Origin of the sequence: Sphaerospermopsis kisseleviana CS-549, assembly GCF_028329225.1 — a bacterium.
Taxonomy (GTDB): domain Bacteria; phylum Cyanobacteriota; class Cyanobacteriia; order Cyanobacteriales; family Nostocaceae; genus Sphaerospermopsis; species Sphaerospermopsis kisseleviana.
Window position 1 is genome coordinate 1 of record NZ_JAQMTI010000074.1, and the last position, 7755, is coordinate 7755.

Consider the following 7755-nt stretch of genomic DNA (forward strand, 5'->3'; position numbering starts at 1 on the left):
CCAATCACCAATCACCAATCACCAATCACCAATCACCAATCACCAATCACCAATCACCAATCACCAATTACCCAATTTCCTCTTCTGCTAATAATTGCCGAATTAACCTAGCTACGGCTTTTTGCGTAAAACGATTAGCAATTTGTTGTCCTAAATAATGTACTCTTGGATTAAAAAGTACCTGCGCTACTTGGGGAGCAAGTTTAGCAGGATCAAAACCTCTCGTTTCTCGGAGAATTCCTAAAATTCGTTTAATATGTTCTAAAGTTTGTTGTTGTTCAACACTTGCACCAGGCATTTCATTAACTGCTGTTAAACCTACCCTTTCTCGGAGTAAAAAAGTAAAATTATGTAAAACGTTTTTACTTACCGCATCCAGCCCATTCACAAACTCATCTACTAACCTATCACGAATAAATACACCGCGTTCAGAAGAGAGAAATTCTACACTCTGATTCATGATTAAATTAAAGTCGTAATCTTGACTATTACGGGCATTTTTTAACAAGTTTTCTAAACGATTCCACCGGAATTTACCATCTTTAAATAGTAAATCTTTCAATGAAGTTCTTAATTCATCAGCTGGATCTGTTAACAGTCGTTTAGAAACATAAGGATAAGCTTCACTGAGAACTTTGAAATTCGGATCTATATAAATAGCAATCCCTTCCAATGTCACCAAAGAACGAATAATTAAAGCGTAATAGGGAGGTACGCGGAAAGGATACTCATACATTAATGCTGATAAATCATCAGTAATGCTTTTAATGTTTAGTTCTGCGACACTCGCACCTTGGGCATTAGCAAAAACCTTGCTAAAAGCCGGAACAATCGGTGTTAAATCTGTTTCTGGGGAAAGAAATTCTAATTTGACATAATCTTGTGCTAATAAATCAAAATCACGGTTAACAACGTGAACAATAGCTTCAATTAAACCATAACGTTGGGGCGGTTTAATTTCGCTCATCATCCCAAAATCAAGATAAGCTAACTTACCATCAAAGGTAGCTAACAAATTACCAGGATGGGGGTCAGCGTGGAAAAATCCATGTTCTAATAATTGACGCAGGGAACACTGCACACCTACTTCAATTAAATAACGTGCATCTATTCCTAGTTCTTTAATTTCCCTCGTTTGAGTTAATTTAATACCATTAATCCATTCCATCGTTAAAACGCGACGGTTGGTGTATTCCCAGTAAATTTTTGGTACATAAATATCTGGGATATGTCCATATAATTCAAAAAAGCGTTCAGCATTTTCACCTTCATGGATATAGTCCATTTCTTCAAAAATGCGATCGCCCAATTCATCCAAAATCCCAACTAAATCACTTCTAACCCGTTTTACATTTTTTTGCACCCATCCAGCTAACTTGCGTAAAATGTACAAATCAATGGTAATTCTTTCTCGCAAATCTGGACGCTGGACTTTAATTGCTACCTCTTCCCCAGTTTTGAGTTTACCTTTATAAACTTGTCCCAAAGACGCAGCAGCAATTGGTTCTGCTGAAAGTTCCGCGTAAATCTCCTCTGGACGACTTCCTAATTCTTCCTCAATAAACTGGTAAGCTATTTCATTAGGAAACGGTGGTAATTGATCTTGTAATTTAGTTAATTCTTCCAAATATATAGGAGGAACTAAATCCGGTCTAGTAGACAATGCCTGTCCAATTTTAATATAAGCAGGACCTAATTTTGTTAATAATTCTCGCAGTTGAACTGCCCGACGACGATCATTTTTCACTACAATTCCCCGTTGCTTATCCCACCAAATCCCGAAAAGATATGACAACGTAGGTCGTAAAACTGTTAAAATTCGCCGCAGAACCTGTAAAGGCTGGTTTTGGTAATGTGCTTGAATCTCTTCAGGATCATAACGCAGTGTCTCAGGTTCAGTTTCAGCTAATACTGTCTGCTTATGCTTTGCTGAGAATTTTGGTGAATTGATCACCAAGACTTCTGTACTATTTTCTGGTATTACTTCAATTAAGGACAATTCGCTTCCGCGACTGTCCTCCACGGTAGAACGAGAACTAGGGGGAAGACTCTTAACCATCATCAAAAAGCCACCAGTGAGATAAACGCTGTTAAATATTGTAACAATATGTTGCGAATACCGCTAGATAAGTCAACAAGCAAGGAAAGTTGTAATCATATCTTGGCAAGGTTTTATCCCAGCTTGATTTTCATCAAGATAGCCATCATCGCCAGGGAAATTCCTACTCAATTGTTCGGTTCTACTACTATCACTAATGCAGAAAAGACTATAACCTCATAAGTATATAGTGCAGTATCTACTTTAGCTGCTGTGAGATGCTCGTCAATTAGATTTTAGATACTCGTTAATCGAGAGGTGAAAACCTGTGTACGAATGGATTTTGCCAAGTTTGAGAGAAGTTTTAGCCGCAAGCCGATCAAATACGGCTGAGTGTTCATCTGCTAAAGCAGAGCAACAATGGCGCATCAGTTTAGCAGCTACAGAACATCTCCTCCTCAATACCTTGGCAACTACGACATCTGACATCACTCAAGGTTTAACCCAAGGTTTAACTCAAGGTTTAGTTTTAACAGCACCAGCACCCTTATTTAGTCAGCCAAAATTAACTAAAAGTTTAAAAACGGTTACTTTTACTGCCCAACCCTTTAACCCTTTGGCTTTGATGCCCTTTCAAGTTTCCGGTGCGATCGCCCAAAGTCAAGAAAATGAGGATATATCCCCTTGGGAAGATCCGCAGCAAATTACAGACTATGCTTACAAGTATAATCATATCTGTCCAGAAGAATCAATTTTACCCTTATTACCTGCCGATCCTCTAGGAGCAGAGCAGTTTTGCTTGGTGTTCACAGAAAATTTTAGATTGGTTTTAGTGTTATCAGCAAACAGCAGCGGGAACAAAGAATTTTTATTTTCTTTTGCACCAGAAGTAGTACAGCAAGCTTGGCAAGTTTTAGGCGCAAGGGTGGTTTTGACTAATCCCGAATTATTTGCTGATTTGGATGCTTTAGTCCAAAAATATCCGGCAACTGCACCAAACTATCAAACTATAATTCAATTTACCCAGTTTTTGCTTCAGGAATTAGCAGAACCAGAAACGGATAAACCAACACATACTATTCCCATCTCTCCACCTACCCACAATCATCTTTCCCCATCAGCAAAACCATCTTCCCGTTCTGATGTGGAATTACTACAAGCTTTTGCCCATGAAGTCCGCACCCCACTGGCAACTATTCGTACTATGACTCGGTTGCTACTCAAGCGGCAAGATTTACCAACTACTGTAATTAATCGTTTGCAAGTTATTGATCACGAATGTACTGAACAAATTGATCGGATGGAGTTGTTATTTAAAGCCGCAGAATTAGAAACTTGTACAACAACAAAATCTGGCAATACCCAATTAACGCCAATGTCTTTGGATCAAGTTTTACAGCAAAGTATCCCCCGTTGGCAACAAGCAGCAACTCGACGGAATTTAACTTTAGATGTGGCTTTACCTCAGCAATTACCAACTGTTGTCAGTAATCCCGCTATGCTAGATCGGGTACTCACCGGTTTAATGGAAAATTTCACCCGCAGTTTACCCCCCGGTAGTTCTATTCAAGTTCAAGTTATTCCTGCCGGTGATCAACTCAAATTACAATTATCACCTCAATTAGATTGTCAAGATACAACTAGAACAATAACACTACCAATTCGTAAATCTTTAGGTCAATTATTAGTATTCCAGCCGGAAACAGGAACTATTAGTTTAAATATTTCTGCTACTAAACATCTATTTCAAGCTATTGGTGGTAAGTTGATTGTACGTCAAAATCCCAAATATGGGGAAGTTTTAACCATTTTCCTCCCTTTAGAAGTTAGTTGTCAACAAAAAGTGAAAATGTAAGCAGTCAGGAGGCAGGAGGTAAATATTTCTCCCCAATCACCAATCACCAATCACCTATTTTTGATCACCGCATCGCCAAAAGCGCACTTCCATAAGCAGCTTCGGTGTTATTAGATGCAACTACAGGTACTTTTAAATATTTAGCTCTAATAGCCGTCCAAGTAGAATTAGCCGCACCACCACCAGCCGTATAAACATAGCTTAATTTATCTGCTCCCAGTTGTTGCAATAATTCATATCCTCTTGCTTCTATTCGCGCCATACTTGATAACAAACCATGTAAAAATTCTTTGGGATCATCTGGTCTAGGTTCTAGTCTTGGGGGTAGATGGGGATCATTAATGGGAAAGCGATCGCCTTCTTTCAACAAAGGATAATAATCTAACTCACTGGCTTGTGATACATCAATTTCTTGACTCAAGCGAACTAACTCATCATCAGTAAAAAAGTGTTTTAATACAGCACCACCAGTATTAGAAGCTCCTCCAGTTAACCATAAATCTCCTAAACGGTGGCTGTAAATTCCATATCGTGCATCTTCTACACGGGTACGACTCAAAAGTTTCAACACCAAGGTTGAACCCAAAGAAGTTACCGCTTCCCCTGGTAATTTTGCTCCACTAGCTAAAAAAGCCGCAATACTATCTGTTGTTCCTGCACACACCAAGCAATCACGCCTAAAACCAAATTTAGCCGCAATTTCTGGAGTTATTTCACTAATGGGAGTACCAGGTGCTAAAACTTGGGGTAAAAACACAGGAATTTGCATTTTTTCTAGCCATTCTGGATATTGCAACTTTTCTACGTCATAACCCAATTTTAAAGCGTTGTGATAATCGCTAATACCTAATTTTCCATGTAAGAGAAATGCCAGCCAATCAGCTTGATGTAGTAAATATCTAGCTTGATTAAACGTAGGTAATTGTTGCATCCACAGCAATTTTGCCAGGCTAGAAGTAGCACTCAGTACCGTGTGGTTAGGTGGAGCAATACTACTCAAATCCTTGAGCATCATTGATCCCCGTGGATCGTTGTACAATAAGGGAGCATCTACAGGCTGGCCAGCAGCGTCAGTCAGCAAGATTGTGGAAGAAGTACCGTTAATAGCGATCGCCCCAATTTCACGCCGCCATTCCTGGGAAATTCCCTCTATAAGACCCCATAAAGCGTCTTTCCAGCAATTTACCCAATTTGTCACATTTGCCCAAGGATAACGCATTTGAGAGACAATTCTAGCCTCTTCATCAATCACTATCGCTCGTGCGCCAGATGTACCAAAATCAATACCCAAGTAGAAAGTCATAACGGGGAATAGGGAATAGGGAAGAAAATTTTAGATTTTAGATTTTAGATTTTAGATTGGAGTTGACAAAAACAATCCAAAATCCAAAATCCAAAATCAATAACTCCTGCCTCCTGACTCCTGACTCCTGACTCCTGACTCCTGACTCCTGACTCCTGACTCCTGAAAAAATCATGTTTTTGTTGCATCTTGTAACAAGATATTCCCCAATTTTGGCAAAACAAGGAAAAGTAGTAAAAGAAATGTTAATCATCTCATTGGAATTTTAGGAGAGTTTCCACCATGACTATCTCAGATACTCAAGTGTACATCGCTCTAGTTGTAGCTTTAATTCCAGGCATTCTCGCTTGGCGTTTGGCGACTGAACTTTACAAGTAACTCCCAGATGTGACACCCACACAAGACTAAATCAACCTGGCCATACAAGGTAAAATCTTCAGGATCTTGGGACTTTTAGCCAAAAGTATCTTGAAAAAATGTACCTGCGTATGCCAGGTATTTTTTTTTATGACCTAATACTTGTAGAAAATTACCAAAAATGAAGTAATATGGCAGCTAAATTAAGTCGCAATTAGCGCCATTTTACTTTTAATGGTGCTTCCCTTCAATCAGCCTGACTATTTTTATTGTTATGAACGCCTTTCAACCATCCAAACCACCGCTACAACCACCAGTTAAACCCACCCGAACTGCTCCTAGACCAAAAAAACATCTTCACCAACGTTCTTATCAAATCATGGCACTAGAAACTTCTGCCAAGATCACCGTTAACTTGGTTATTATCACAGCAGCGGTATCTGCTCTATCTCAGCTTATGCCTTATCACCGGTTACAACAAGATAAGTTGCGAGAAATCCGCACAGAAGTCAAGCTCATGCAAGGACGTGTTGATGATTTGAGGACGGAATTTAGCCGCAATTTTGATCCCAGTCAAGCTAATAGTATCAGGCAAGAACAATCATATAGATTTGCTCCCAGTCAACTTCCGGTGGTGCTGATTAATCCAGATACTAAAGATACTGAACGATCCAATTCCACACCCTGAGACAAATTGAAATGATTTGCAATTTTAAGGGTGTATAAACAAGAAATGAATTTCTATTAATAACAGAAGCTAATAGTCAATAGCTAATTCGTGAAGAGTTTGATAGTTATCATCTATTAGCCAATCAAAGATGCAGGGGCGCTACCAAAAAATTAAAACAAAAAATTAAAATTTGAGAAAGCAAAAAATTGAAATTTTTTGAATTTTGAATTTAATCTGATTTAATGTGAAAAATTTACCAATCAGTCTTTTGGGGAAGAAGCAATTCATCTAACCAATTTTCCAGTTGTAAGCGCAACCGATAACCAGAAACATCCTCATTGGTGTCTAAACAGTTGATATATGTGAGGGCGCGGTAATAATCAGCGATCGCACAATTCCAGTCACCCCAAATATGATAAGTCCTACCACGTTCAGCCCAAATATTACCTTGTAGCTGACCAAACAACAATGCAATCTCAAAATTATCAATTGCTTCCTGATATTCTCCTAAATCACGCAAAGTAATACCACGGTTAATCCAAGCACGAACATAACGCGGATTTAAATCTAAAGCCTGATCATAGTCGGCTAGTGCGGCAATGAACTCGCCACAAGCAGCATAGCAATTAGCTCTATTATTATAAACACTTGCTAACTTAGGATTTAGCTGCATTGCTGTATTGTAGTCACTTAGAGCTTTTTGGCATTCACCACTTTGAAAATAAATTAGCCCTCGATTGTTATAATCAATTGCATTGTTAGGATGACTATCAATCAATTGGTTTAACAAAGCGATCGCCTCTGTGTAATCCCCTTGGTGAGCTAACTTTAAAGCATAAGACCTTAAGTAGCCGTCCTCTGGTAAAGATTTACTGCTAGTTTTCACGCCAGTTTTTTGTGTATACGCAGTATTTTGATGATTGCCTTTGTATAGTGGATTGTTCTGTGTATTAGAAGTTAAAAAGGAGTAATGATCCATATATTCCTGCCTGAGCTACTTGCTCTGTGAAATCAAATGAAATGATAGGATTTTGTTTGCTAGTGGTTTACTCACTGTTTCACTGTTTCAGGAGTCTTGGCTTAATCGAAGAAGAACAAATTTAAACTACTTAAACAATTAAGCCATAAGCCTAAAAATATATACATCACTCCAAAGGTCAATTCCAGAAAGAATTTTGATCAATGTAATAATTCAGGAGTCAGGAGTCAGGAGTCAGTGGTTCGGCTTACTTCGACTTACTTCGACTGCGCTCAATACAAGTCGCTCACCAACCGGAGTCAGGAGTCAGGAGTCAGGAGTCAGGGGGTTAGTAGCTAGTTACTTTTTTCTTAACCAATACTAACAAATACTCACATTTGCTCAAAATTTTCTGTCATCTTTTGGCTTTGTCACAGAATTACAGTAAAATCACTGTATGCTACTAGGATTCAAAACCCAACTCAAAGTTAACAAGCAACAACGACTACTACTGGCGCAACACGCAGGAGTAGCCAGACACGCTTGGAATCAAGGTTTAGCACTTTGTCGACAG

At 38.8% G+C, this 7755-nt stretch carries 7 protein-coding genes; 4 read left to right on the forward strand and 3 right to left on the reverse strand.

Going from position 1 to position 7755, the window contains the following annotated elements; genetic code table 11:
* Positions 1-67: 67 nt before the first annotated feature.
* Entirely contained in the window at positions 68-2062 is a 1995-nt protein-coding gene (locus tag PN497_RS05125) for an ABC1 kinase family protein (RefSeq protein WP_096571958.1), read from the reverse strand.
* A 304-nt stretch (positions 2063-2366) separates the two neighbouring features.
* Between PN497_RS05125 and PN497_RS05130 the strand changes: the two genes are divergently transcribed.
* A complete protein-coding gene (locus PN497_RS05130; RefSeq protein WP_096571957.1) occupies positions 2367-3893 on the forward strand; it encodes a sensor histidine kinase in 1527 nt (508 codons plus the stop codon).
* 64 nt (positions 3894-3957) lie between these two features.
* Here the strand turns inward: PN497_RS05130 and PN497_RS05135 are convergent, their stop codons facing one another.
* A complete protein-coding gene (locus PN497_RS05135; RefSeq protein ID WP_096571956.1) occupies positions 3958-5196 on the reverse strand; it encodes an FGGY-family carbohydrate kinase in 1239 nt (412 codons plus the stop codon).
* Positions 5197-5478: 282 nt separating this feature from the next.
* On the opposite strand from PN497_RS05135, the gene psaM reads away from it, so the two are divergent.
* Positions 5479-5574, forward strand: coding sequence for a photosystem I reaction center subunit XII (gene psaM / locus PN497_RS05140; protein ID WP_096571955.1), 96 nt, complete (start codon positions 5479-5481; stop codon positions 5572-5574).
* Between the two features lie 253 nt (positions 5575-5827).
* Positions 5828-6241: a slr1601 family putative cell division protein gene (locus tag PN497_RS05145; RefSeq protein WP_096571954.1), complete on the forward strand. Its 414-nt coding sequence runs from the start codon at positions 5828-5830 to the stop codon at positions 6239-6241.
* A gap of 235 nt (positions 6242-6476) precedes the next feature.
* On the opposite strand, the gene PN497_RS05150 is transcribed toward PN497_RS05145, so the two are convergent.
* Complete coding sequence (locus tag PN497_RS05150; protein ID WP_096571953.1) at positions 6477-7202, reverse strand: tetratricopeptide repeat protein; 726 nt, start codon at positions 7200-7202, stop codon at positions 6477-6479.
* A 436-nt stretch (positions 7203-7638) separates the two neighbouring features.
* Between PN497_RS05150 and PN497_RS05155 the strand changes: the two genes are divergently transcribed.
* The coding region (locus tag PN497_RS05155; protein WP_272109745.1) for a helix-turn-helix domain-containing protein at positions 7639-7755 on the forward strand (117 nt) is incomplete at its 3' end.

Bases quoted from the DNA above. Each gene is read 5' to 3' on its own strand.
- PN497_RS05125 (WP_096571958.1), bottom strand. From the start codon at position 2,062: ATGATGGTTAAGAGTCTTCCCCCTAGTTCTCGTTCTACCGTGGAGGAC.
- PN497_RS05135 (WP_096571956.1), bottom strand. From the start codon at position 5,196: ATGACTTTCTACTTGGGTATTGATTTTGGTACATCTGGCGCACGAGCG.
- psaM (WP_096571955.1), top strand. From the start codon at position 5,479: ATGACTATCTCAGATACTCAAGTGTACATCGCTCTAGTTGTAGCTTTA.
- PN497_RS05145 (WP_096571954.1), top strand. From the start codon at position 5,828: ATGAACGCCTTTCAACCATCCAAACCACCGCTACAACCACCAGTTAAA.
- PN497_RS05150 (WP_096571953.1), bottom strand. From the start codon at position 7,202: ATGGATCATTACTCCTTTTTAACTTCTAATACACAGAACAATCCACTA.